At 42.4% G+C, this 25,511-nt stretch carries 21 protein-coding genes; 7 read left to right on the top strand and 14 right to left on the bottom strand.

Features of this window, described 5'->3' with window-relative positions; translation table 11 throughout:
- Nucleotides 1-127 precede the first annotated feature (127 nt).
- The 5 genes from MJO53_RS07605 to MJO53_RS07585 form a co-directional block, all read right to left on the bottom strand.
- Nucleotides 128-1,060 (bottom strand): alpha/beta hydrolase family protein, encoded by a 933-nt coding sequence (locus MJO53_RS07605; protein WP_252081085.1) that lies wholly within the window; start codon nucleotides 1,058-1,060, stop codon nucleotides 128-130.
- Between the two features lie 7 nt (nucleotides 1,061-1,067).
- On the bottom strand, nucleotides 1,068-2,162 hold the full coding sequence (locus MJO53_RS07600) for a DNA helicase PriA (RefSeq protein ID WP_252081084.1): 1,095 nt from the start codon (nucleotides 2,160-2,162) through the stop codon (nucleotides 1,068-1,070).
- Between the two features lie 145 nt (nucleotides 2,163-2,307).
- Nucleotides 2,308-3,447, bottom strand: a complete 1,140-nt coding sequence (locus tag MJO53_RS07595) for an SPFH domain-containing protein (protein ID WP_252081083.1) — start codon at nucleotides 3,445-3,447, stop codon at nucleotides 2,308-2,310.
- Nucleotides 3,448-3,545: 98 nt separating this feature from the next.
- A complete protein-coding gene (locus tag MJO53_RS07590) occupies nucleotides 3,546-4,049 on the bottom strand; it encodes a DinB family protein (RefSeq protein ID WP_252081082.1) in 504 nt (167 codons plus the stop codon).
- Between the two features lie 16 nt (nucleotides 4,050-4,065).
- On the bottom strand, nucleotides 4,066-5,490 hold the full coding sequence (locus MJO53_RS07585) for a Gfo/Idh/MocA family protein (RefSeq protein ID WP_252081081.1): 1,425 nt from the start codon (nucleotides 5,488-5,490) through the stop codon (nucleotides 4,066-4,068).
- 200 nt (nucleotides 5,491-5,690) lie between these two features.
- Here MJO53_RS07585 and MJO53_RS07580 point away from each other — a divergent pair, with 200 nt between their 5' ends.
- From MJO53_RS07580 to MJO53_RS07550, 7 genes are all read left to right on the top strand, one after another.
- Nucleotides 5,691-8,825, top strand: a complete 3,135-nt coding sequence (locus MJO53_RS07580) for a VPS10 domain-containing protein (RefSeq protein WP_252081080.1) — start codon at nucleotides 5,691-5,693, stop codon at nucleotides 8,823-8,825.
- An 80-nt stretch (nucleotides 8,826-8,905) separates the two neighbouring features.
- The gene (locus tag MJO53_RS07575; protein ID WP_252081079.1) at nucleotides 8,906-12,031 is read left to right on the top strand and encodes a VPS10 domain-containing protein; all 3,126 of its coding nucleotides are present in this window, start codon (nucleotides 8,906-8,908) and stop codon (nucleotides 12,029-12,031) included.
- 18 nt (nucleotides 12,032-12,049) lie between these two features.
- Nucleotides 12,050-12,595, top strand: a complete 546-nt coding sequence (locus MJO53_RS07570; RefSeq protein WP_252081078.1) for a CopD family protein — start codon at nucleotides 12,050-12,052, stop codon at nucleotides 12,593-12,595.
- A gap of 114 nt (nucleotides 12,596-12,709) precedes the next feature.
- Nucleotides 12,710-14,137 (top strand): sensor histidine kinase, encoded by a 1,428-nt coding sequence (locus MJO53_RS07565; RefSeq protein ID WP_224836434.1) that lies wholly within the window; start codon nucleotides 12,710-12,712, stop codon nucleotides 14,135-14,137.
- A 26-nt stretch (nucleotides 14,138-14,163) separates the two neighbouring features.
- Nucleotides 14,164-14,946: an enoyl-CoA hydratase/isomerase family protein gene (locus tag MJO53_RS07560; RefSeq protein ID WP_224835871.1), complete on the top strand. Its 783-nt coding sequence runs from the start codon at nucleotides 14,164-14,166 to the stop codon at nucleotides 14,944-14,946.
- A 24-nt stretch (nucleotides 14,947-14,970) separates the two neighbouring features.
- The gene (locus MJO53_RS07555) at nucleotides 14,971-16,521 is read left to right on the top strand and encodes a hypothetical protein (protein ID WP_252081077.1); all 1,551 of its coding nucleotides are present in this window, start codon (nucleotides 14,971-14,973) and stop codon (nucleotides 16,519-16,521) included.
- Nucleotides 16,522-16,740: 219 nt separating this feature from the next.
- Nucleotides 16,741-17,445: a collagen-like protein gene (locus MJO53_RS07550; RefSeq protein ID WP_224835873.1), complete on the top strand. Its 705-nt coding sequence runs from the start codon at nucleotides 16,741-16,743 to the stop codon at nucleotides 17,443-17,445.
- Nucleotides 17,446-17,538: 93 nt separating this feature from the next.
- Here the strand turns inward: MJO53_RS07550 and MJO53_RS07545 are convergent, their stop codons facing one another.
- The 9 genes from MJO53_RS07545 to sufB all read right to left on the bottom strand — a co-directional run bounded on the left by MJO53_RS07545 (nucleotide 17,539) and on the right by sufB (nucleotide 25,505).
- On the bottom strand, nucleotides 17,539-18,471 hold the full coding sequence (locus MJO53_RS07545; RefSeq protein WP_224835874.1) for a DUF3078 domain-containing protein: 933 nt from the start codon (nucleotides 18,469-18,471) through the stop codon (nucleotides 17,539-17,541).
- 416 nt (nucleotides 18,472-18,887) lie between these two features.
- A complete protein-coding gene (locus tag MJO53_RS07540; RefSeq protein ID WP_252081076.1) occupies nucleotides 18,888-19,397 on the bottom strand; it encodes a DUF2480 family protein in 510 nt (169 codons plus the stop codon).
- A gap of 70 nt (nucleotides 19,398-19,467) precedes the next feature.
- Entirely contained in the window at nucleotides 19,468-19,707 is a 240-nt protein-coding gene (locus MJO53_RS07535) for a TIGR03643 family protein (RefSeq protein WP_224835876.1), read from the bottom strand.
- A gap of 19 nt (nucleotides 19,708-19,726) precedes the next feature.
- On the bottom strand, nucleotides 19,727-20,056 hold the full coding sequence (locus MJO53_RS07530; RefSeq protein WP_100816841.1) for an iron-sulfur cluster assembly protein: 330 nt from the start codon (nucleotides 20,054-20,056) through the stop codon (nucleotides 19,727-19,729).
- Between the two features lie 6 nt (nucleotides 20,057-20,062).
- A complete protein-coding gene (locus MJO53_RS07525) occupies nucleotides 20,063-20,485 on the bottom strand; it encodes a SufE family protein (RefSeq protein WP_224835877.1) in 423 nt (140 codons plus the stop codon).
- A 72-nt stretch (nucleotides 20,486-20,557) separates the two neighbouring features.
- A complete protein-coding gene (locus MJO53_RS07520; protein WP_286037779.1) occupies nucleotides 20,558-21,784 on the bottom strand; it encodes an aminotransferase class V-fold PLP-dependent enzyme in 1,227 nt (408 codons plus the stop codon).
- A 27-nt stretch (nucleotides 21,785-21,811) separates the two neighbouring features.
- Nucleotides 21,812-23,128 (bottom strand): Fe-S cluster assembly protein SufD, encoded by a 1,317-nt coding sequence (gene sufD / locus MJO53_RS07515; RefSeq protein WP_252081075.1) that lies wholly within the window; start codon nucleotides 23,126-23,128, stop codon nucleotides 21,812-21,814.
- A gap of 92 nt (nucleotides 23,129-23,220) precedes the next feature.
- A complete protein-coding gene (gene sufC, locus MJO53_RS07510; RefSeq protein ID WP_224835879.1) occupies nucleotides 23,221-23,973 on the bottom strand; it encodes a Fe-S cluster assembly ATPase SufC in 753 nt (250 codons plus the stop codon).
- Between the two features lie 86 nt (nucleotides 23,974-24,059).
- On the bottom strand, nucleotides 24,060-25,505 hold the full coding sequence (sufB, locus tag MJO53_RS07505; protein ID WP_224835880.1) for a Fe-S cluster assembly protein SufB: 1,446 nt from the start codon (nucleotides 25,503-25,505) through the stop codon (nucleotides 24,060-24,062).
- Between the last annotated feature and the right edge of the window lie 6 nt (nucleotides 25,506-25,511).

The following is a 25,511-nucleotide window of genomic DNA, read 5'->3' as shown; positions in this document are numbered from 1 at the left end:
AGAAGAGGTTAGTGTGAAGAGGAACACTAACTTACAAAATATGTGCAGATTACATTACAATTGTTTTTGCTTTTTTAAATGAGACCAGCCACCCAAACCCTGTTTGTTTGGTGTTTTTGGACTAAGGTTATCTTCCGTGTGGCTCCATATTGGGAAGCGGGCTTTCGTCCCTGACATAGCGATCAAAGTGATTTTTCATGGCATGGAACATATCTTCTCGGTACTCTCGAATGCCATGGTCTGCTCCTTCGAACAAAATGAACCTTGTAGGGTGTTTATACTTGTACAATTGGCTTACCAAGCTCAATGATTCCTCCGCAGAAACACGCCAATCGGCACTACCGTGCATAACTAACAGAGGGGTTGTTTTGCACATTTTGTCGGCCCATAGTACAGCAGATCTTATGTTAAGTTGGTTTTCCTTGTCCGCCCAATAATTTGGTGCCAACTCCGAAAATACATGCTTTTCCATTTCGGGTCTGTTTTTTATACTTAAATGAGCATCTGCCATTCCAGCGATCGCTGCGGCCGCTTTAAACCTGCACGATTCTTTCATGGCCAAATAAGTCATCATGCCTCCCCGGCTACCACCCTCAATACCTATTCGGGCAGTGTCCGCCTTTGGCAATTGTTCCAAAACGGGCATTAAATTTAAAACATCGTTAATATCATCGCCGCCAAACTGCTCAATTCCTTCACCACCATCATTTCCTCTATATTGACTGGCGACCACAACATATCCCCAACTTGCCATTTTGCCCATAAAAAACGCAACGCTCAATGGATTCCATTCACCAAATTCCCTGTTGCCGCCCCGATTGGAGATTATACAGGGATATTTTCCTTCTTTTTTGGGCTCGGCAATATATCCGGTTACCTTAAGGCCATCGGACAGATATGTGATTTTAGAGAACTGAATTGCATCCAACTCCGGGACACTTTCCGCTAAACGGGTTCTTATTGAATCCGAAACAACCAAAGCTTCTTTTGAGATAATTTTTCCATCTTGAGCGCAGGCAATACTGCCGATTAAAAGTAAGAGCAAAAGCAGTTTTTTCATGTCCGCATTATTTTTTTGAAACAAGTACAATTACACCAATAAAGGCAAGTACAGCTACAACAGCAAAGAATATTTTCCAAAAACTGTAGGGTCTTGATCCAGATATTCGCCCATTCTCCCCATTTATAAAGAAATTATATTCCTTTCCATTGAATCGGTAAGCACTGACATAAACAGGCAATAGAATATGTTTAAAGGTTTCTTCGGACAAACTCATGTTCATGGAATGTACGCGTTGGGTATCCCCGCCAATATCCCTTCGGCACCAAGTATCCGCAATATCCCTGGCTATTTCTTTGGAACGCAGGTGCCCATCTTTAAGGGGAATCGTGTATTTTTCTGTCACGAACCCAGACAGGAAACCACTATCAAAAGGTTGTAGTTTTTTTAAGTCCCAAGATGCAATTTTGTTTGGAATCCGGCCTGTTTTTTGGTGGGATGCCTTGATCAAGGTATCGTCCACAAATCCTGAAACTTGTCCAGATGCAGGGTACCATCTAGTTTTCCGTACCCTTTGGGTCACCATTTTTCCTTTGGAATTGCGTACTCTTTTGGTCTCGTAATAATATTCGCCTCGTTGGCCGGTGTAGGTGGCGAACAGTTGCGCATCAAAGGTCCAGTAGGGCAAGTACAGACCTTTGGTAAATTGGGGGTCGAGCGCTGCTTTTTTTAAGTTGTTTGGGGCAAACCATAAGCGCTTAACCCAATTTTTGAATATCCCAAAAGACTTTTTCTTATCTATTTGAAACGGGAGTACGGCACCAGGAAGAATCCATTCTTCTTTGTAGGTATCTTCAATAACCAAGGGTTGACCGCAATACACACAATGCAGGGATTTGTAGTTTTCCTCTACGTGCTGATCCGCGCCACAGTTTTTACAATGGAGCATAGAAATTTCCTCACTGTGCTTTTGTGCACCCATTTCTTCAAGAAAAGGATACAGCTCCAATTCCTCGAACCCGTTTTCATCCAGGGCAATGGTCTCCAAATGTCCGCAATATTCGCAGCTTATCTGGGTAGTACCGGGCTTGTATTTAAGCTCTGCGCCACAATTGACACAGGCTTTTTTGAGTTCGGTCTTTTGGATCGTTGGTTCTTCCATGCTTGCTTTTCCGCCGAGGCGGACATCTTTATCAATTGAGATAAATTAGTATTTCGAACAAAAGTGAGAGACCCCTAGAGTGTTTCTAGTGATGAACCTTCTCAATCGTTGTTTTGCAACTCATTTCGAAATGACAATAAAAAGATTACTCTGTTGGTAATGGCGGCGGGGTATTTCCTCCCAAAAACGATTTTAATTCTTCCACTTCTTTAAGAGATGCCCAAGCCGACATGCCTTGTTTCCAAACCAAACTATCACGGTTAATGGTTCTTGAGGCAAAAAGGGATTGCATCTGTTCAAATGTAACCGGTCCGTGTTGTACTCCGTTGGTGGCATAATAGTACATGGTCTGCGTTGGCATTGGAGGCGGAACAGCTCCAGCAGTTTGCTGTGCAGCTTGTTGTGGGGCAGCTTGCATATTTCCGCCCATCATACCGCCCATTTGTTGGGCCAAAACAAATCCCATGCCCATGCCCATTCCTGCTCCAGCGGTTCCGCCCTCGTTTTGGGCAGCGGCCTCGATAGCCTTGGCTGTCTTGAACTTGGTCAATTTGTCCAGGTCAAGTTTGTCGATACGGCTGTACTCGAAGATTTCCTTTTTAAGATCTTCGGGCATGGATACGTTTTCAATGTAGAATTTCTCCAAGGAAATACCCACACTCTCAAACTCGGGAGACATCACCTCGCGGCAAGTATCAGAAAGTTCCGTAGTGTTGGCAGCATATAGTTCAATGGGCAAATTGGCTTGGCCAACGGTATTCGTGAACCCTGTAGCAATCAGACTTTTTAAGTGTTCGTTGATTTCGTAATTGGTAAAATTACTGTCGGTTCCTACAATGTCCTTGATAAATTTGCCTGCATCGGAAATTTTGAAGGCATAGGTCCCAAAAGCACGGATTTCCACCAATCCAAAGCGATCATCACTTAATGTAATTGGGCTTTTTGTACCCCATTTTTCATCGGTAAATAAGTGGGTGTTTACAAAGTAAACCTCTGCTTTAAATGGAGAGTTGAACCCATATTTCCAACCTTTTAGGGTAGCTAAAATAGGTAGGTTTTGAGTTGTAAGGTCGTAAGTGCCCGGTTCAAAAACATCCGCCAGTTGGCCCTCGTTGATAAAAACTGCCGTTTGTCCTTCCCGGACAATAAGCTTTGCGCCATTCTTTATCTCGTTTTGATAGCGTTCAAATCGATATGCTATGGTGTCATCGGTATAATCGAGCCATTCAACAATATCAATAAACTCATTGCTGAGTTTTTCTTTGATCTTTCCAAAAATATCCATGGTAGTGTTTTATTTAGATGATTAATTTATCAAAAAAAGGAGAAAGTCTCCGTTAGATTAGTGTAAAATGATGTAAGAATGTTACAATCGGCAATAAATCACGCTTTTAGCGCACTAACCGTTACCAATAACTGTCCCACATGCCTTTGACTGTGCTCGGCCGAATGAAAGATTAAACCGATAACGGTGGTCGGCAATTTTTTTCGCCCCACAAACCTTTCATCTGTTAGTGTAGACTCGGGAATGGTTTTAAAGTAGTCCAGAGCTTCGTTGACCTTTTGCTCAAATTCGGTGATCAATTGTTGCGACGAAGGTGCTTTTTCCCCATTACCTTCGTTTTTTAAAAATTGGAATTGCTCATCCGTGAGTGTCTCCTGTTTTGCATACGTGAGCAATCGGTCCAATACCCCGGTAAGATGACGGAGATGAAATCCTACAGAAGCCCTGCCGAACGGTGTGTCCCAGAGTTTTTCTTCTGGAAAATCCAACAAATAGTTCTTTGTTTCCCTGACTGATTGCAACAAAGCGTGGGCAGCGGGCTGTAAAAGTGACGGTACATTTTCTATTGGGCCGCTGAGCCAATATTCCTGGGAGGATGACATATATAATTTTTTATGATTAAAAATTCCGGTAATCCCCGGACAGATATTTGTTTGCTTTTTCTTCCTGAAACTGGGCGGTCTCGGCATTCCAATGCAAAGTTTCGCTAGGGAAACGGCCTGCAATGGTTCCCAAGAGAATAGTCTCGGTCAATCGGGCAGCATAGTCAAAAGGAGCGGTTGTATTGTCTTTGCCCAAACAAGCATCTACAAACTGATGATAATGCTTTGGGCCTTCAGTATTATAATTTCGGATGGGCTCACCTAAGTTGTGTTCTTTCGAAACTTTGGTAATTTCCCTTGAAATATCCACGTATTTCCCTTTTCTGATTTTTTTGGGCAATTGCATAAAATGGGGCAGCAATAACCGTCCTTTTTCACCTACAAACATGGCTCCTTGTTCTGGTAATTCATTTTCACCCGCCACTCCGGCATCCAAAGAAATATTATCTTTTGCGCTTTTAGTAACGGATGCGGTATTCTTTTTCATTTCCATGCCGGGCAATAAAAGGTCTTCGTGCATTGTGGGAGCACCTGGACCATCGTACCATATCCATTTTAGGGATTTACCCGTATATCTAGTGCCGGGAAATTCATAGGTAACGGTATTGTTTTCTGGAAACCCAAATCCATTGCTCGGACGGCATTCCGTTTTAATGGTTCTGGGAACATCCAATTGGAGCGCGTTGTAAGGCGTATCAAAAATATGTACTCCCATATCTCCTAAGGTTCCACAACCATAATCCATTAATTTTCTCCAATTGCCGGGGTGGTACAGATCCTTTTTATAGGGTCGTTTGGTGGAAGTTCCCAACCATAGATTCCAGTCCAATTGATCCGGAATTGGGTCTTGGCCTTGGGGCAATGGTCCATCATACCCCCAATTTTTTGGCGACCATGCATGTACCGTATGCACTTTACCAATAATACCGGACTGAATCAAAAGTGTGGCGAGTTTGTAATCGTAAAAGGAATGCACCTGAATGCCCATTTGCGTGATCAAGCCTTTTTCTTCCGCTACTTTTTTCATCTCCCTGGATTCGGACACGTAGTGGGTCAATGGTTTTTGGCAATATACCGCCTTATCCATTTCCATGGCCAATAACGAAGCCGGTGCATGAGTATGGTCCGGGGTCGATACGATTACCGCATCGATTTCATCCCCCATTTCTTCCAACATCACACGATAATCAAAAAAAACACGGGCCTCCGGATGCATTTTATGTGCAGTGGACAGATAAATGGCATCCACATCGCAAAGGGCAACTACTTCTACAGCGGCATGCGAAGAAATAGCTTTAAGGTCTTCCATACCCATATTACCCACACCAATATGTGCAGTTCTTAGCTTTTCTTTGGCAAACCCTTTTTCCAAAAAGGAAGGAGCCAGCATAATGCCCAAGGCCCCAACACTGCTCTTTTTAATAAACTCTCTTTTGTTCATGGTTGATTCTGGTTATTTTAACCCTTACGCATCCATTCATTTTTCGGTAAAAACAATTTCCCTTTAAAAAAAGTGAACGGAAACACTAAGAAATAAATATGGTTTTGTTTTTTGTAAGGATGGTTAAAGTACAAAATAAAGTGTAATTTTTTTGCGGGTTTTTCACTACATTTAAAGCAGACTAACTCAACACTTTAAAAATGAAGATTTGCTTTTTCAAAATCGGTTTGCTTTTGCTTACCGTATCATTATTTGTTACACCAATGCATTCCCAGCGCAGAAATAAAAAACAAAGCGCACCGGAATACCCCGAAGAATTGTACTCAAGTTTAGATTACCGATTGATCGGCCCATTTAGAGGAGGTCGCTCCGCAACGGTAACCGGTGTACCCGGAGAGCCCAACCTATTTTATTTTGGCGCTACCGGAGGAGGTGTATGGAGAACTACGGATGGGGGTCGCTCATGGGAAAATATATCCGACGGGTATTTTGGCGGAAGTATCGGTGCCGTTTCCGTAGCACAAAGTGACCGAAACGTGATTTATGTTGGAGGTGGAGAAAAAACTGTACGGGGCAATGTTTCTTCAGGATACGGAATATGGAAAACCGAGGATGCAGGTAAAACATGGAAATCGTTGGGCTTGGATAAAAGTCGGCATGTTTCACGTATCAGGATTCACCCTACAGACCACAATATAGTTTACGCGGCCGTAATGGGCAATTTATACAAACCAACCACCGAAAGAGGTGTTTACAAAAGTACAGATGGTGGTCAATCTTGGAAAAAAGTGCTCTACGCGAACGATATGGCAGGAGCCGTAGATCTAATAATCGACCCAAACAATCCAAGAATACTTTATGCTTCTACTTGGCGGGTACAGCGTACCCCATATAGCTTGAGCAGCGGTGGAGAAGGGTCTGGTCTTTGGAAAAGTACCGATAGTGGAGAAACTTGGACCGAAATTTCCAAAAACGAAGGATTTCCATCAGATACTTTGGGTATTATTGGTGTTACGGTTTCCCCTAAGAACAGTAATAGGGTATGGTCCATTGTTGAGAATAAAGATAAAGGAGGATTGTACCGTTCCGAAGATGGCGGAAAAACATGGGCGTTGGTTAATAGCGATAGAAGTTTAAGACAACGGGCATGGTATTACACTAGGGTATATGCAGATACCAACAACGAGGATGTAGTGTATGTATTGAATGTAAATTATCATAAAAGTACCGATGGTGGTAAAACATTTGAATCTTCGAATGCACCCCACGGTGACCATCACGATCTTTGGATAGCCCCAGAGGATTCAAATAGAATGATTATTGCCGATGATGGTGGTGCCCAGATAAGTTATGATGGTGGTGAAACTTGGAGCACATACCACAACCAGCCAACAGCTCAATTTTATAGGGTTACCACAGATAACGCTTTCCCATACCGTATTTATGTAGCACAGCAAGATAATTCCACCTTGAGGGTAAATTATAGAAGTGACGATGGGTCCATCGGCGAAGACGATTGGGAATCTACCGCAGGTGGCGAATCCGCTCATATTGCAGTGGATCCAACCAATAATGATATTGTTTATGGAGGAAGTTACGGAGGTTTTTTAACCCGAGTGAACCACGCCAATAAAACAGCAAGGGCGGTAAATGTGTGGCCAGATAACCCTATGGGCTATGGAGCGGAAGGGATGAAATATCGCTTTCAGTGGAACTTTCCAATAATGTTCAGCAAGCATGATCCAAAAAAACTATACACTTTCTCCAACCATGTGCATATGAGCACCAACGAAGGTCAAAGTTGGGAAGTGTTGAGCGATGATCTTACCCGTAATGATCCCGATAAATTGGTTTCCAGTGGTGGCCCCATTACCCAGGACAATACAGGTGTGGAGTATTATTGTACAATTTTTGCTGCTAACGAAAGCCCATTGACCGAGGGATTGATTTGGGTAGGTAGTGATGATGGACTGATTCACGTTACCAAAAATGGAGGACAGACCTGGGAAAATGTGACACCGCCCAATATGCCGGAGTGGAACATGATCAATAGCATAGAACCTTCTGCTTTTGATGAAGGTACGTGTTACGTTGCTGCTACTCGATACAAACTGGGCGACTTTACCCCCTATCTGTACAAGACCACCGATTATGGAAAAACCTGGACCAAGATTACCAATGGAATAGATGATGAGCACTTTACCCGAGTGGTTAGGGAAGACCCGAAAAGAAAAGGGTTGTTGTATGCCGGAACCGAAACAGGGATGTATATTTCCTTTAACGATGGTCAAAACTGGGAAAAGTTCCAGTTGAACTTGCCCATTGTTCCCGTTACCGATTTAACCATTAAGGACGATAACTTAATCGTAGCCACCCAAGGTAGAAGTGTGTGGGTGATAGACGACCTTACCGTTTTGCATCAATTGGACAATACCAAGAAGTCTGCAAGCTCTATCTTGTACAAGCCAAGAGATAGTTATAGAACCAAGGGAAGAAAGGCCAGAAGACCATCAAAAACCGAAGGAGAAAACCTTGCCAATGGCGTAATTACCCATTTTTATCTGAAGGATTTCTCCGAAAAGGACAGCGTTTCGTTGACCTATACCAAAATGAACGGAGACACCTTGGCCACATACAGCACATTCTCCAAAGAAAGAGGTAAAAAACTAGAAGCAAAAAAAGGAGGGAATACCTTTGTGTGGAATACCCGGGGAAAAGGAGCCGAAAGATTAAAGGGCATGATTCTTTGGTGGGCCAACTTAAGCGGTCCCAAAGCTGTTCCCGGAACTTATAAGGTAAGTTTAAATGTGAACGGCAACGGGCAAACGGAGGAATTTACCATTCTTCCAGACCCTAGGGCAGAAGTTTCGGTGGCCGATATGCAAAAGCAGTACGATTTTATCACAGAAGTAAACCAAACTGTGGATAGAGCACATCAATCCATTAAAAAAATAAGGGCCATCAACGAAAAGTTGGACGAGTTCATCAAAAAATATAAGGATGATGAAGCTACCAAAGCATTGGTGGAAAAAGCCAAAAAGATGAAGGAGGAATTTGGTGCCATTGAAAAAGAACTGTATCAGACCAAAAACAGAAGTAATCAAGATCCATTGAACTTCCCGATAAAGCTTACCAACAAACTGGCACATTTGAACAGTTTGGTTTCAATCGACGATTTTCCTCCAACAGATCAGGATATCGCTGTAAAAAATGAACTGTCTGCACAAATTACAAAGCAGTTGGAGGCTTTTGATAAACTTGTGGACCAAGAAATTGGAGCATTCAATAATGAATTCAATCAACTCAAATTGGATTATTTGAGCATTGAGGAATAATACACCAAAGCCCCTACGTAAAACATAGGGGCTTTTCTTTTTTTAGACTACCATACTTCTTAAACAAACCAGCATTTACCATGAAAAAAGGACTTCTTTTTCTGTTATGCAGGGTTTTTGGGACGCTAGCATTCGCCCAGACCGCCAACGATTATTTTGAACCCATGAAATTTAGGAACATCGGCCCATTTCGTGGTGGTCGGTCTGTTACCGCTAGCGGTGTAGTTGGAGACCCACTTACCTATTATATGGGAACTACTGGTGGAGGATTGTGGAAAACCAGTAATGCCGGCGGCAAATGGGAAAACATTTCCGATGGTTATTTTGAAATGGGCTCCGTGGGAGCAGTTTCGGTTTCCCGATCCAATCCCAATATTGTGTACTGTGGGATGGGAGAACATGCTCCACGAGGTGTAATGACATCTTATGGAGACGGTGTATATAGGTCCAACGATGCTGGAAAAACATGGGTAAAGCTCGGCCTGGAAAAAACTCAACATATTTCACGGATAATAATTCATCCAACAAACCCTGAAATTGTATATGTTGCCGCACAAGGAGCATTATATGCGCCGAACCCCGAAAGAGGGGTTTACCGTTCTATGGATGGCGGAAAAACATGGGAGAAAATCCTTTATGTAAACGAAGGTACGGGAGCTGCCGAACTTTCAATGGACGCAAACAACCCAATGATTCTGTATGCGGCTATGTGGGAACACCAGCGTAAACCCAATATCGTAATTAGCGGTGGACCGGGCAGTGGTCTCTACAAAAGCACCGATGGAGGAAATACTTGGCAAGAGATGACCAAAGGCCTGCCAGAAGAAAAAGGCAAAATGGCCATTAGCGTAAGTCCTGCAAATTCTGAAAAGGTATATGCTTTGATCGAGAGCGATTCCAATCAAGACAAAGGCGGTTTGTTTGTATCGAACAATGCAGGGGAGAGCTGGCATATGGTGAGCGGTGATAACAGATTGGTGCAACGCGCCTGGTACTATATTGAGGTCTTTGCCGATCCCAACAACGAAAATACCGTATATGTGTTAAGTGCACCTATGCTACGTTCCGAAGATGGTGGGAAAACTTGGGAGACTATCTCTGTGCCCCATGGCGACACCCATGATCTGTGGTTCAACCCCGATAATTCCAAAAATATGGTGATGGCCAACGATGGAGGTGCGGCCATAACCTTTAACTACGGAAAGGATTGGTCCACATTGGACAATATGCCCACGGCTCAATTCTATCGAATCAATACGGACAACCTATTCCCCTACAACATTTATGGAGGACAGCAGGACAATACCTCGGTGAAAATTGCAAGTCTTTCGTTGGGCAGATGGAGCATCAACCAAGAAGATTGGCATTATTCCGCAGGAGGCGAAAGTGCATTTTTGGCCTTTGATCCCGACGATCCGAGGTATGTGATGGGAGGAAGTTATTTAGGCACAATAGAGTTGTTGGACATGGAAACCAAAATGTCCAGCAAGGTTATGGCGGCCCCAATTCAATACTTGGGCAGGGATGCCCGCGACATGAAATACTTGTACAATTGGAATGCACCGATCATATGGTCTAAACACGAGCCGGGAACATTTTATCATGGAGCACAATTGGTACTGAGAACACGGGATAATGGAGTAACTTGGGAAGAAATTTCACCAGACCTTACCAGAGACCAAGATGCACTCCAAGGAAAAGGAGGAGGTCCATACACCAACGAAGCAGTAGGCGCTGAAAACTATGGAACCTTGGCCTATATTATTGAATCGCCACATGAAAAGGGCGTTTTAATTACAGGAAGTGATGACGGTTTGGTACATATTACCAAAAATGGCGGAGAGACTTGGCAAAATATAACCCCAAAGGGGTTAAAGGAATGTTTGGTCAACGCCATCGAAGTATCCCCACACAATCCTGGTACTATTTATATTGCCACGACCCGCTACAAGTTCAACGATTACACCCCCGCCCTGTACAAAAGCACCGATTACGGAAAAAACTGGACAAACATCAGCAATGGCATACCATATGGCGCATTTACCCGAGTGGTCCGTGAGGATTTGGAACAAAAAGGACTATTATATGCCGGCACCGAAAAAGGATTGTATGTTTCTTGGAACGATGGTAAAATGTGGGAGCCCTTGCAATTGAATCTACCCAAGACACCCATCACCGATTTAAAAGTGCACCGAGGGGACTTGATCGTGGCCACATCGGGCAGAAGCTTTTGGATCTTGGATAATATTACTACCCTGTCGCAATACAATGGTAGTCCACAAAGTCTGGGGCTTTACCAACCAGAAGAGGCCATTTTTGGCTCTTGGGGCAGTGCAATGAACAGTAATTCTAAAAGTTTGAGCGGTACCAACCCTTTTGAGGGGGTAAACCCAGCTAATGGAATGGTAATCTATTACCATCTCCCAAAACAAATGGATTCATCCGAAGTAACTATGGAAATTACGAACACACAAGGGAAAGTGGTACGGAGTTTTACATCAAAAAAAGACCCTGGTTATATTCCCCATAATGGTGGGGGTGCCCCGCCTGCTCCGGTTCTGGGGACCGATAAAGGCTTGAACCGTTTTGTGTGGGATTTAAAAACGCCAATAGTTCCGGGTGTTCCGGGCGTTTATATCGAAGCCAATTTTACCGGCCATAAAGTGCCTCCGGGGGAGTACACCATCAAACTTAAGGCAGGAGATGAAGTGGTTACCGTGCAAGGAACGGTAATCCCAACACCAGAAACAAACATAAGCAAGGAACGTTTTGCGGAATACGATGCGATCATGAACGATTTTGAGGCCAAGGTAACCGAGATGCACAATAGAGTGAACCAGCTAAAAAAAGTACAAGATCAATTGGGAGCACTGATCAAGGATATGGACAATGAAGGGTTAAAACAAGAAGGGCAAGACTTGTCGGATAAACTAAAATTTTGGGACCAGGATATGGTGCAACGTAAATCCCAAGCGTATGACGATGTGGAGAATTTTCCCAACAAGTTTACTGCGGAGTATCTTTTTGTGATGAACCAAAGCAACAGTGAACTGCCACAGATCAATCAACCATCAAAAGATAGAAAAGCAGAGTTGGATGCCCAATGGATCGGATTAAAACAACGGGCAGAAACTTTAATACAAACAGAAATCCCTAATTTTAACACCAAACTTTGGGAGAATGGCATTGGTGCCATTCAACTGTAAAATTAAAACGTAGATCTATTGCTGTATCCTTATATAAAATCGTTGCACCTCATATTTGTGGTAACTTGGTTTGCCGGGCTTTTTTATATTCCAAGGCTTTTTATTTATCATATTGAGGCTTGGCAAAAACCGTCACCGGATAAAGAAATTTTATCCGAACAGTTAAAATTAATGACCAAAAGGTTGTGGTACATCATCACATGGCCCTCTGCAATTATTTGCACGCTTACGGCCATTTGGCTCTTAATTTTAATGCCGGCATGGCTACAACAACCTTGGATGCATGTAAAACTTGCCTTTGTGGCCTTGCTTTTTGGGTATCATTTTAAGTGTCATCAAATATTTAAACAGTTGCAACACGATGAAGTAAAGTACACCTCAAAGTTTATGCGAATCTGGAACGAAGTGGCGACCCTTATTCTTTTTGCGGTCGTTTTTTTGGTAGTCTTAAAAAGCGCCTTCAATTGGATTTACGGTATTGTGGGCATGTTTTTATTGATGATATTGTTGATGTTGGGAATACGATGGTACAAGAAAGTGCGGGAAAGAAACCCCAATGCCTAAACGTAAAACTGCCGTGGATATATCTCGACTTGGCTCGATAATTGCGTAAATTTATCATTAAATCAAGCGAGCTTGTTTAGAAAACTATCCTTACGATCACGTATTTTCTTTGCCATGATCACCTTGGTAGTGGTTGCCTCTGTACTTATAGCCGGGGTTACGGTTTACCAATATAAGGAACAAGGGGACGATTACCATAACGAAAGATTGGAACGTAAGGAGGAGCAATTGATCAAAAGTATCAATTACACCTTAAAAGAGACCACCTACCCGGTTACTACCGAAAATCTTCATCTTATTTTTAGTGAGGACATTTACAAGATAGCCAATATTCAAAACGTAAATTTCAATATATACGATCTGGAAGGCAATCTGGTCAAAAACTCAAGGCCCAGTTTTGATTCGAACACATTTGCAACGTGCTTGGATGCCGAGATACTCAACTTTTTAAGAGGAAGTGGAGAAACACGGTTTGTTGAGGAAAAAAGAGCTGCAGGGGATAACTATCAATCCACCTACACCTACATCCACGACCTAAAATTTAAGCCCATTGGTATTTTGCACTTACCTTATTTTGAGGATAACACCTTCAATAATATGGAATTGAAGGAATTTCTTTTCAGGTTGGGAATGGTATATGTGTTAATGTTGATTGCGGCCATAATTCTTGCCTATTTCATATCAAAATACATTACACGGTCCTTGCAGGCGATATCCGATAAAATGAACCGGACCAATCTTACCCAGGAAAATGAAAAAATCTATTTAGATCGTCCGGGCGAAGAAATAGAAAAATTGGTGGATTCGTACAACCGAATGATCGATGAGCTTGAGGAAAGCGCCGTAAAATTGGCTCGGAGCGAGCGGGAACAGGCATGGCGGGAAATGGCCAAACAGGTAGCGCACGAGATAAAAAACCCATTAACACCCTTGCGCCTTACCGTACAGAGTTTTGAACGCAAATTTGACCCCAACGACCCAGACATCCACGAAAAACTGAAAGAGTTTTCCAAAACGTTGATCCAGCAGATAGATACCATGAGCAATATCGCCACGGCATTCTCCAGTTTTGCAGATATGCCGGCCCAACAGAACGAAACCTTGAACGTGGTAAAAGTTGTGAAGCTGGCCTTGGAGATCTTTAACGAGGATTATATTCATTTTATAGCGGACGAAGAGGAAATCGTTGCCAAACTGGATAGAACACAGCTGATCAGGGTAATTACCAATTTGGTGAAAAATGCCATACAGGCAGTACCCGGGGTAGACTCCCCACGAATATTAGTGACCGTTGCAACTGATGGTCCCGAAGTAAAAATTTCGGTAGCGGACAACGGCATAGGTATATCGGAAGAATTTAAGCACAAGATCTATGAACCAAAGTTCACTACAAAGTCAAGCGGAACAGGTTTGGGCCTGGGAATGGTAAAGAACATTGTGGAAAACTATGGCGGAACCATTACCTTTACTTCTCAAGTAGGCAAGGGGACAGTTTTTTGTGTAAGGTTCCCAAAAGAGCAAAGTACAGAACGGAAAAATTAATAGACCATTTCAAATTTATAGCAAACATGGACTTCGAGAACATTTACATTGAAGAAGAAAACAATTTGGCCACAATTACCATAAACAGGCCAAAAAAATTGAACGCGCTCAACAAAAGGACCATAGAGGAGTTACATGTTGCGTTCAAAGAATTGGAAGAAGACAAGGATATAAAGGCGATCATAATAACCGGAAGTGGGGAAAAGGCCTTTGTGGCAGGTGCCGATATTTCGGAGTTCGCCGAGTTTTCGGTTAAGGAAGGGCGTCAACTTGCAGCTACAGGCCAGCGTACGCTGTTCGATTTTGTGGAAAATCTATCCACTCCCGTAATAGCGGCCATTAACGGCTTTGCCCTGGGCGGCGGATTGGAATTGGCCATGGCATGCCATTTTAGAGTGGCCAGTAGCAATGCACGAATGGGTTTGCCCGAGGTTTCCTTAGGTTTGATCCCAGGCTACGGCGGAACGCAACGATTGCCGCAATTGATAGGAAAAGGGAGGGCCATGGAAATGATTATGACGGCCGGAATGATAGATTCGGACAAGGCCTTTGGTTACGGATTAGTGAACCATGTGGTTTCTTCGGAAGAACTGTTGCCCTTTTGTACAAAAATAGCAAGCAGGATATCGAATAATTCCTCAGTTGCCATAAAACACGCAATAAAAGCCGTAAATGCTGGTTTTAAGTATGACGCCGATGGCTATTCTGTGGAGATCGATGCTTTTGGCCATTGCTTTGGAACCGACGATTTTAAAGAAGGTACATCAGCATTTTTGGAAAAACGTAAAGCCGATTTCCCCGGATCATGACCATTGGCCTAACCAAGCCAGATCATGAGAAAAACTTTCTTACTACTTTTTTGTACAATTTTGGGCATGTTTGTAAATGCCCAAAAAATGCCCGTATCCTACGATTTTGGAGAAAAATATAAGGATCGCTATCGCTACTCCAATCTAGTCGCCATAGAAGAGGACGACTCGGGAGGATACATTTTGGTCCGATCCTATTACCAAGGGCTCATTCTTAAACCAAAGGGCTATTTGATCGAAAAGTATAATAGCGATCTACAATTGGTTTCCGAATATAACTACAAACTCAAGGGGCTGGATTTTGTAAACGGCTTCCTTAAAAATGGGCAGTTGCATCTTCTATTTTTAAATTACAACCCGCTAAAGGGAGAGTATGAATATTGGGCGCATAGCAGTCCAACCATTGCTTTTAATTTTAAGGAAAAAAAGTTACTGTCGATCGCATCGGCAGAAGTAAGCGACCCCGTGGGAAAAAATTATTACAATCGTGATTTTTCGCGCGGATTTACCACGGCCATTCTTTTTAACGAGGATAAAACCGGTTTTGTGATCAGTACGCATCATAAAAAAGGAAAGAGCAATAAACATATGATCCATATGTTCGATACCGCGCTCAACAAAAAATTCGAATATGATTTTTCCGATGAGATAGAAGAAAAAAACTATGCCTTCGAGAACGTGGCTTTCTCTCCCGATCTACAAACAGCTTATATAGTGGGAAAGGCCTACTTTAAAAAGCGACGCTTTAGGGTAGACGAAAGAAAGTTCCAATACGAGTTGATCAAAGTATCTCAATATGGCAGTCAAACACAATCCTTTGTGGATCCGGGCAAGTATCCAGAAGCATTGTATCCCGTTCTTAATAAAGGTAAATTGATTTGCGTAGGCTTTTATTCGGATAGAAAGGATAATAGGTACAACGGTATCGCTTATTTCGATGTTGCCCCGAACAGTTTAACGATCCAATCGCAGATATACAACCCATTCTCCCAACAGTTTATGGACGATAAGTTTGGCCGTGAAGAAGATAAGGACATCAAGAACCTTGTTTTTAAGGGGGTTGAAGTAACGGACGAACAAGAAATCTTCTTTAATGCCGAAGAGTATTTTGTTACTTCCGGATTGGAAACCACCGGAGCCGGTCAGCGGATCAAGATAGAACGCTATCACCACAACGATATTGTGAGCGTAAAACTAGATGCGAACGGCAATATGGAGTGGGCACGGAACATCAACAAGACCGAAGTTACCCAAGGCGATGGAGCCTATGCCTCCTACAGTTCGTATAGCAAAAACGGGAATACCTACTTCTTTATCTGCACTGCTGCAGAAAACCCACAATTGATCAATAACGAACGCTTGATCTTTAAACAAGGGTTTAGTAGAAACCGGAATGTGTTCATGATCTCTTTGGATCAAAACGGGGTAATGGATTATGAAAAAATAATAGACCAACAAGAAGCAAGATTGCCTCTCATGGTCTCCAAACCACTAAAGGACGAGATGGATGATAAAATGCTTTTCTATGCCAAACGAGGAGGCAGGAAACAATTGGTAAAGGTGGATTTTAAATAAAAACACTCTTTAATATAGATAAAACAATGGCCCCGTTCCGGGGCTTTTTTATTTTGCTGAAACAAAATAGAAAGAAAATACTTACAATATAAATATTACATCAATTGATAAGCATCATCCATCAAATGGTGGCCTGTCTACGTTAATTAGGGTAAAATCACCCCATTTTCCTACCATACTTTTGATGCATTAATAACCCTAATTTAAAAACAAAAAATTATGAAATCTTTAAAATTAGTATGTATGGCCATGCTTTCCATGGCAATGATTATGACATCCTGCAGCGGCGAGGATGGTGAAACTGGACCGCAAGGAGATCCCGGTGCAGATAGTACAGTTCCAGGACCACAAGGTCCAGCTGGAGACGATGGAATTAGCTGTTGGGACCTTAATGGAAATGGTATTGGAGATGCGGATGAGGATATTAACCAAGATGGGAATTTTGATGCACAGGACTGCCAAGGCGAAAGTGGAGAGCAAGGTGAAGATGGAAATGCGAATGTTATAGCAATAGAGGATCTCTTTATTCAAGACGTTTCTATTGGAAGTATTTATCAATTTCAAATTGATCAAATAACTGGGATTCCTGTGGAAGAATTGCCAAATTATTCTTTCCTTTTTTATCTAAAAAGCGCAAGCCTTAATATGTACCCGGTTCCAGGTCACCTTATAAACAATGACCACTACGCAAGAATCTATTATAATGAAGGTAATGGAGATGGTGAGTTAAGCTTTTTTAATACTTCTGATGACTCGCCATATGTTGTACCTATTGCTGAGTATTTTTCTCTTACAATTATTGCCATCGAACATTCTACATTGGGCAATAAAAACGGAAGCAATGATATAATGGCAGAACTAAAAGCTGCTGGAGTAGATACTTCGGATTACAACGCTGTGGCCACATATTTTGGTTTAGAATAATTTTTAATGGATCTACCCCTCTAGTGGGGCAATCTAACCATTAGCTAAAAAGCCGGACAATTGTCCGGCTTTTACTTTTACTTCTGCTTGTTTTTAGAACTTATAGCTCAATCCTAAAGTCCAATACGTTTGTAGTTCGTTATCTATACTTTCAAAAGTTGCTGTAGGATCTGGCGTTGGGGCATTGTTCAGAACATAGTTCAAGGTTTCTTGCTTGTTGTTTCTTAACCCAAAATCGAAACCAACCCCAATCATTTTCCATAATGTATAGCTAAAAGAGTTCGTCCAGGTCCAGTTACTGTAATCACCGCTCTTGTAACTTTGGAACATGGAAAGGTTGCTCTTAAAACTAACTGCTCCAATCTGTTTGGTGTAATCGGCAACAATCTTGGCACCCATAGAAGATTCAAAAATGGTATCCTCATCACTGAACACAAAGTTATAGTTGAGAGGGTGCATTACAACTATTAAATCGGGTATGGGCGTCCAAGTAGCACCAACCCCTAAATCCAAGTAACCTGGATCGTTAAAGTTGCTTAATATGGTAGTACGATATTCCATTAAGCCGGAAATCGCAAATTTTTCGCTCAGTTTTCTACCGTACAATGATGATATATTAAAAACATCTGTAGCCTGTCGGAAGCTATCGTCGTCCGTAGGATCGTCCTTATCATCCAACTTTACCCAAGCAAGGTTTATGTTGGCCGCATTACGCCAAAAGAATTTTTCCTCTTGAAGGTTGGCAAATGCATTAACGGTAAAACCTATGTTTCCGGCAGAGTTATTTGGAATGCCCTGGGCAAACCAATTATTAAATTCGGAAATGCTTCCACCAATAGTTCCAAAAGCACCGATTTTCCATCCGGGAAGAGCATCCAGTTTTGCCTGTAGGGCATCCACCCTTGCCTGAATAGCCGCAATGGAATCTTTTTTCGGGGCAATTTCTGATTTTAGTTCCTCAGCTGTCTGTGCCGAAGCAGACACAAATACAAAAAGGGACATAGCTGTAAAAAACAGTTTTTTCATAGTATGGAGTTTAGTGTTAAGACCCGCAAAAATAAGAAAAGTCACTTTCTAAAGTATTATCAATACAGAAATCAGTCATCAGATGTTAGATTTTTGATATAAAACTCTAGAAATGAATGTTTAAAGTTGTTAAGGACAATAATGATAATAAGTATAATTCTTGTCAAATCAATGAGCAATGAATACTGCGTTGTAGAAAACAACTTCATCCTATTTCATTTACAAAAATCTTACTGCTTTTACGACTGAGCGATACTTAGCGCGACAGCTCGAAATGACAATGACAGGCTTATTTAATAGATAAAAAAGGTGCTTCACGACGTTCGAATTGACAAAGAGTCCTATTGGTGATAATTCGTGAAATTGGTGTCAGCAGCATACTGCCTACTGCCCGCTGGACTACTGCCAATTGAAATCTATTTCTTTCTTTTAAACAAGGGCACCGAGGAACAGGCTTCGCCGTACATTACACTTTTGGCCACTTCCTGTATTTTGGTCAAGGCCATAAGGTAGGCGTTTTCTGGGACGGGTTTATTGGAACATCCTTTTATAATCACGGGTTTGTCCTTAAAATCAGAAACGTCCAATTGCTCCAATATTTTTTGATATAAAGCGGTTTCCAAGTATTCCAAACTTCCATGAATCACCTTTTTGGCATAGGGCTGTAGTTTAGAGGCAATCAGCATAAAGGCCCAACCGGGCACTATGGCATCCGAGGAACAATGTAGCGCCACATAGGCATCTTGATAGGCTGTCCAATCATGTTCATCAACGTGTGCACGGAACTCCTTTTCACGTAAAATAAAGCCTTCGTACAGCCAATCCTTAATGTCCAACACCTTTCGCTCTCCCTTTGGATAATAATCCTCTAGGTTGAAAGTGATCAACTTGCTTTGGGCTACTCTATTTACAATTTCTTCAGACATCAGATGTTAGATTTCAGTAGTTAGACCTAAATACCGACCAGTGGACATTTCTAAGAAAACAAAAAATGCATTAGAGCTTTTGATTCTGCGAACGAAACCGATTGGCCGGCGATGTTTTCTGGTGCTTGGTCTTTCTTCCTTTTACCCGCTTTCTCCACAACTCAAAAGACGAACGTTTAAGGTTGCTGCGCATTATTTCCCTTACATCGTTTTCCTTGAGGTCAAATTGGTATTCTATGGCTTCAAAAGGGGTTCTATCCTCCCAAGCCATCTCAATAATCCTATCGATTTGTCTTGTGGTCATCTGCATTTGGGTTTGGCTGTGTATTTTACAGGAGCCCGAGTTCCAATTTGGCTTCTTCGCTCATCAGTTCTTGGGTCCATGGTGGGTCAAAAGTAATCTCCACTTCCACATCCTTCAAAACGTCAATGGACTTTACCTTTTCTTCTACCTCCACGGGCAAAGTTTCCGCCACGGGACAGTTAGGGGATGTCAGGGTCATCAAGATCTTAACTTCGTATTCTTCGTTCACAAATACATCGTAAATCAGTCCCAACTCGTAAATATCCACAGGGATTTCCGGATCATAAATGGTCTTGAGCACCTTTACGATTTTTTCGCCCAATTCTTGTGTATCTATGGTAGTTTCTTCACTCATTCTGTGTTATTTTAACTGTGTTTGATAGGCAACTGCATACAGTTTCAATTGCTTGATCATACTTACCAATCCGTTGGCGCGGGTGGGGGACAAATGTTCTTTTAGTCCAATTTCATCAATGAACTCGGTATCGGCATCAATAATGTCCTGTGGTTTTTGGTTGCTGAACGCCCTGATCAAAATGGCAATAATGCCTTTGGTGATAATGGCATCGCTATCTGCTGTAAAAACCAACTTGTCTCCATCCAGTTCGGCGTGTACCCACACTTTGCTCTGACAACCTTTTATGATGTTGTCGTCGGTTTTATATTTTTCTTCTATTAACGGAAGTGATTTACCGAGCTCGATCATGTATTCGTAGCGCTGCATCCAGTCGTCGAACATGGAAAACTCGTCTATTATCTCTTCCTGTATCTCTTTTATGGTCATGCAATGGTTTTGTTCAAAAATACAACTCGCTATGCTGCGATTCAAGTGTTTAAGATAAAGATAACGCTTTGCCTAAAGCAACATGTTTTTGGCTCGTTTTATACCTTCTACCAGCTTATCCACTTCTTCCTTGGTGTTGTAAAAGCTAAAACTGGCCCGTACAGTTCCCGGAATTTGGTAAAAATCCATGATGGGCTGTGCACAATGGTGACCGGTTCTAACAGCTATCCCCAGTTTGTCCACAATGGTACCGATATCGTAGGGATGGATTCCCTCAATATTAAAGGATATCACCGAAGTTTTATGTACTGCAGTTCCGTAAATCTTGAGGCCTTCGATCGTGAGCAACTGCTCCGTAGCATATTGCAACAATTCATCTTCATATTGGGCAATGGCATCAAATCCGATACTGTTCATATAGTCCAAAGCTGCTCCAAAAGCGATTCCACCGCAAATGTTGGGTGTTCCGGCTTCAAATTTATGGGGCAGGTCGGCATAGGTGGTCCTTTCAAAGGTCACCTCCGCGATCATTTCGCCTCCGCCTTGGTAAGGAGGCAATTTCTTGAGCCATTCCTCTTTTCCATATAGCATTCCAACACCCGTTGGTCCACACATTTTATGTGCGGAAACGGTGTAAAAATCCACATCCAAAGCTTGCAGATCAGCTTTAATATGTGGGGCTGCCTGTGCTCCATCTATCAAGACTGCTGCCCCTACCTTGTGTGCGGTATCAATAATTTTTTCAATTGGGTTAACGGTTCCCAATGCATTGGACACGTGGTTGCAGAAGACCAACTTCGTCCTATCGGACAATAGGTTATGGTATTCCTCCATGACCAATTCCCCATTCAGATTCATTGGAATCACTTTAAGAAGTGCTCCCGTGCGTTCACATAGCATTTGCCAGGGAACAATATTGGAATGGTGCTCCATGGCAGACACTAAAATCTCATCTCCTTCTTTTAAAAAGGAAGTGAATCCGGTTGCCACCAAATTGATGCTTTGCGTGGTTCCCGAAGTAAAAATTATCTCGTGTGCTTTTGCAATATTGAAATGCTTCTGGATTTTGTGACGGGCAGCCTCGTAGGCGTCAGTGGCTTCTTGCGACAAGGTATGCACCCCACGATGGATATTGGCATTATAGTTTTGATAATAATCGACAATGGTGTCAATCACCTGCTGTGGCGTCTGCGAGGTGGCTGCATTGTCCAAGTATACCAAAGGCTTACCATTGACCTCTCTTTGGAGGATGGGAAAATCCTTTCTAATGGTCTGTATGTCCAAAGTGGTCTCTATCATGGTAATGTAACGGTGAAAATCCTTTTTTTAGAGGTCAAAACCCATACGAACGCCGAGTTTATCCGCAATGATTTTATTGATCCTAACTTTTAGTTCAGGGATTCGAACGCTTTCCAATACGTTGTTCGCAAAAGCGTACATCATTAAAGCCTTGGCCTCTTTTTTTGGTATTCCCCTTGATCTTAGGTAAAAAAGGGCCTCATCATCCAACTGACCAATGGTACATCCGTGCGAACATTTTACATCGTCCGCAAAAATCTCCAATTGGGGCTTCGAATTTATAGTAGACTTATCGCTCAACAATATATTGTTGTTCTGCTGAAAGGCATCCGTTTTCTGTGCAATCTTGTCCACAATGATCTTACCATTAAAGACCCCGGTGGAACTATCGCCAAAAATGCCTTTATAATCCTGATGGCTCTCACAATTAGGTTGTGCGTGGTGCACCAAGGTATGGTGGTCCACATGCTGCTTATCTCCCAAAATGGTTACACCCTTCAAGGTAGAGTCGATACGTTCCCCATTCTGATAAAAGTTCAGGTTGTTACGGATAAGTTTACCGCCCAAAGAAAAAGTGTGTACGCGCACTACGCTGCTATCCTTTTGTGAAATATAGGTGTTGTCCACCAAGGAGGCTGTAGATGCATCGTTCTGTACCTTGTAGTAGTCAACAATAGCGTCCTTGCCCGCAAAAATCTCGGTCACGGAGTTGGTAAAAACTTCGTTCCCCGTCAAACTCTGGTGGCGCTCTATAATCTGGACCTCCGCGTTGTCTTCTGCCACGATCAAGTTACGCGGCTGTAACATCAGGGCCGCTTCGTTACCCGTTGCCAAATGCAGAATCTGGATGGGTTTTTTGGGCATTTTGTTCTTTGGGATGTAGATATAGGCTCCTTCTTTACTGAAAGCTGTGTTCAACGAGGTCAGCGTTTCATCTTTTGATGCCGCTTTGTTGAAATATACTTCGATCACTTGCTGGAACATGGGCTTGCTAAAGGCCGAGCTCATCAAACATACATCCACTCCATCGTGTGTGGTTTCAGATAGGTAAGAACTGTAGACTCCATCTACAAATACAATTTTGTATGTGTCTATCTCGTGTAGGAAATATTTTTTGACATCCTTGTACTCCAACGAGGTCTCGTGTTTTGGAAAGATGCTGAAATCTATCTTTTCCAAACTTTTAAGGGATGTATATTTCCAGGCTTCGTCTTTTTTGGACGGAAACCCTTTGCTCTCAAAATTCTTTATGGCCCTGGACCTTTCTTCGTGTACGGGATGGTCTAAATCCATACCATCTTCAAAAGCCAAAAATGAGGAGACTAATTTTTCCTTTAAATCCATTCGTTTTTAATTGTCATTCCTGCGAAAGCAGGAATCGAATTAATGATTCTTTTTCATTTGGATTCCCATTTTCATGGGAATGACAAAACTGGTTATACCGAAGCTTCTTCTTTAATCCAGTCGTACCCTTTTTCTTCCAGTTCCAAAGCTAGTTCCTTGGTCCCGGATTTTACGATTTTACCATTGTACAATACATGTACAAAATCCGGCACAATGTAATCCAACAATCTTTGGTAGTGCGTTATCACAATAATGGCATTGTCCTTGCTGCGCAATTTGTTTACGCCATTGGCCACGATACGGAGTGCATCGATATCCAATCCGGAATCGGTCTCGTCGAGAATGGCCAATTTGGGTTCCATCATTGCCATTTGAAAAATCTCGTTCCGTTTCTTTTCACCACCAGAAAAGCCTTCGTTCAAAGAGCGTGAAAGAAATTTTCTGTCAATTTCCAACATTTCGGACTTCTCACGAATCTTTTTGAGCATTTCATTGGCCGGCATGTCTTCCAATCCTTGTGCTTTTCTGGATTCGTTTATTGCGGTCTTCATAAAGTTGGTCACCGACACTCCAGGAATCTCAACTGGGTATTGAAAGGACAAGAACACTCCTTTGTGAGCTCTTTCTTCTGGTGAAAGTTCTTCCAAGTCCTCTCCTTCCAAGAGAATGTTTCCTTCTCCCACTTCAAATTCTTCCTGACCTGCAATTACTTCGGCCAAAGTACTTTTACCTGAACCGTTGGGGCCCATAATGGCGTGCACCTCTCCTGCGTTCACCTTTAGGTCGATTCCCTTAAGGATTTCTTTATCGTCTACGCTTGCGTGTAAATTTTTGATTTCTAGCATCTTCTATAATTGTATCCTATCTTATTAATTGTGATTTCGACTTAACTCTACCACAAATCGAATTGGGTAGCTGAGCTCAACCGAAGCTATCCTACTGATCCTTCCAAACTAATTTCCAATAGTTTTTGTGCTTCTACTGCAAATTCCATTGGAAGTTTGTTCAACACTTCCTTACTAAATCCGTTCACGATCAAGGCAATGGCCTTTTCGGTATCGATCCCCCTTTGGTTACAATAGAAAATTTGGTCCTCTCCAATTTTACTAGTGGTAGCCTCGTGCTCTATTTGTGCCGATTTGTTTTTGGCCTCGATGTAGGGGAATGTGTGCGCTCCACAACGGTTGCCCATCAACAGGGAATCACATTGCGAAAAGTTTCTGGCGTTTTCGGCCCTGCTGTTTACTTGAACCAGGCCTCGGTAACTATTTTGTGATTGTCCGGCGGAAATTCCTTTGGAAATTATGGTACTCTTGGTGTTTTTTCCCAAGTGGATCATTTTGGTCCCGGTATCCGCTTGCTGAAAATTATTGGTCACTGCAATGGAATAGAACTCACCTATTGAGTTGTCTCCTTTTAATACACATGATGGGTATTTCCAAGTTACGGCCGATCCTGTTTCCACTTGTGTCCAAGAAATCTTGGCATTTTTTTCACAGATCCCTCGCTTGGTCACAAAATTGAACACCCCTCCTTTACCTTCACTATTGCCCGGGTACCAATTTTGTACGGTAGAATATTTGATCTCGGCATCGTCCAAGGCGATAAGCTCTACAACCGCTGCGTGCAGTTGGTTCTCGTCGCGGGAAGGTGCGGTACAGCCTTCCAAATAGCTTACATAGCTGCCTTCATCCGCCACCACCAAGGTTCTTTCGAACTGTCCTGTTCCCGCTTGGTTGATACGGAAATAAGTGGAAAGCTCCATGGGACATCTTACTCCTTTTGGGATATAACAGAATGACCCATCGGAGAATACGGCGGAGTTCAACGCTGCATAAAAATTATCTTTTTTGGGCACTACAGTTCCCAAGTATTTCTTCACCAATTCAGGATGTTCTTGGATAGCTTCTGAAATGGAACAAAAAATTATTCCTTTTTCCGCCAGGGTTTTTTTGAAGGTTGTGGCCACAGAAACGGAATCCATCACAATATCCACCGCTACCCCGGCCAACTTTTTCTGTTCGTCCACGGATATTCCCAACTTTTTAAAAGTCTCCAACAATTCTGGATCTACCTCGTCCAGACTATTGTACTTGGGTTTTTTGTTAGGGGCCGAATAGTAGGAGATATCTTGAAAATCGGGTTTTTCATAGGTCACATTGGCCCATTCTGGCTCCTCCATTTCCTTCCAGGCACGAAAAGCTTCCAGTCGCCACTCCGTCATCCACTCGGGCTCCTCCTTCTTTTTGGAAATAGCTATTACAATATCCTCGTTCAACCCTTTGGGCAGGGTGTCCGATTCAATATCCGTGTAGAAACCGTACTCGTATTCCTTGGTCTCCAGTTCTTTTTTTAATTCTTCCTCTGTATAAGCCATATATTC

Source organism: Flagellimonas marinaquae, from assembly GCF_023716465.1.
GTDB classification, from domain to species: Bacteria; Bacteroidota; Bacteroidia; order Flavobacteriales; family Flavobacteriaceae; genus Flagellimonas; species Flagellimonas alginolytica.
The sequence above is the reverse complement of the archived record's forward strand: the minus strand, read 5'-3'. Positions and strand labels throughout refer to the sequence as shown.